This is a genomic window from Enterobacter cloacae complex sp. SHL022, from assembly GCF_049237785.1.
GTDB lineage: Bacteria > Pseudomonadota > Gammaproteobacteria > Enterobacterales > Enterobacteriaceae > Enterobacter > Enterobacter hormaechei_C.
Genome location: NZ_JBMKJH010000026.1, coordinates 1 through 1511 on the forward strand (window position 1 = coordinate 1; position 1511 = coordinate 1511).

Annotated in this window: 1 protein-coding gene and 1 pseudogene; one reads left to right on the plus strand and one right to left on the minus strand. The window is 51.7% G+C overall.

From position 1 onward, the window contains the following. Positions 1–287 precede the first annotated feature (287 nt). On the plus strand, positions 288–821 hold the full coding sequence (locus ACOTZD_RS22840) for a hypothetical protein (protein ID WP_421636376.1): 534 nt from the start codon (positions 288–290) through the stop codon (positions 819–821). Here ACOTZD_RS22840 and ACOTZD_RS22845 read toward each other — a convergent pair. Next, positions 787–1511, minus strand: a pseudogene (locus ACOTZD_RS22845) (phage tail protein); the annotation flags it as partial. The gene ACOTZD_RS22840 and the pseudogene ACOTZD_RS22845 sit on opposite strands and share 35 nt — an antisense overlap.

Below are 1511 nucleotides of genomic sequence, written 5' to 3' on the forward strand. Positions count from 1 at the left end.
TCGGTTTGGGAAGTGCCGCAACAGCCGCACTAACCACATCATCAACTGATATGACTCTAGGTCGGGTTCTGAAAGTTGGTGACTTTGGATTAGGCAGAACAAATCTGAATGCGTCTGACGCCACTTTAAATGCAAATGACGTAACTTTCTCGTGTTTTAGTTCTGGCCCTGGTGCCAGCGGTTCTAATTATTATGACCCCTATTCCACCATGATAACTGGCGTACGTGCGGGGGGAGGTGATGGCACAGGTTATGTATCGCAAATACAGCTAACAGTTGATAATCGAATGGCATCACGTCGAAGATATCTTAATAACTGGTCACCGTGGGCCGTCTATTATTCCTCGGCGAACACCACTACGGCATCAGATGGCACGCTTAAGGCAGCTTCGCCGGTGGCCAGAATCGTGAAATCTCAGAACGAGAACCAGCGTACCGATGTTGACGAAGTAGGCTTCACCTGGTGCGGCTGCGGTACGGCGAACGCCGAGGCTGAAGGGATCAAAATCTCTCGGCTGGATGTTGGGGTATATATTCTTACCGGTTCGGATGGCCTGGCATCAGAAGGCTGGCAGTTACTGCCGCCAATGGACCCAGGCGGCATGGGAGAGCTTGGGATTGTTGAAGCAGAGCAGGCAGAAAGCGGTGGGCTGACTATCCGCCTGTTTAAGCTAAAATACATGCTGAGCGATGAAGGGGAGATCGTCAAAACAAAAGGGGAACCGATGGACGTGCCGGTGAACAGCTGGATCGATGTTCGCCTGGATATGCCTGATGATTCTGCCTTTAATCAGCGGATGAATCAGGAACTTCAGCCATAGCCACACGCTGATTCCAGATACTGTTTTGCGGCATCTCTACACGTACACTGACAAACTGATCGGCCGGAATATCGGCCGGTTCGCCATCCATAAAACCTTCCCGTGCGTTCCTCGCAAATATCGGTGCTGACGGGTATTCCCGGTGGAATGTTTTCACGAGCACTGACCCGTCGGCATTTACCTCATAGTCAAGCCAGATTAGGGCCTGCCCATTACGATCTTTAGGGATATCGAACCCGCCATCAATACCACCCCACGCCGCATCTGAGTTCATCCCCATGCAGCCCTCGATCAGATACTCTCCGGCTTTCATGCGAGTTACGGTACAGCCTTCTGATTCGCCATTAGTTTCAAACGAACCGTCTGCAAACAGCTTAACTACTGGGGAGGCTGCTTTTAAGGTGCCGTCGCTAGCTCTGGTGGTGTTACCAGTGTCATAAACTCGTAACCATGGAAGGAATGAGGCGCTTTCCCTTGCCCTCCACCACATACCCTGGTTTCCTCGCCCCCCAAGCTGAAAGCAGTAGGATGAATCGGAACTATGAGCGCAGTTTATCCCCATAAACACAGCAGTAGCTGAGGGGCCGTCATAAGGGCTACTTAAAAATCGGCCATCGACAGCTATATCCCAGCCAGCACTACTATTACCCGGCCCGCCCAAGCCAAAATCTCCCCGGGATAACATCTGTC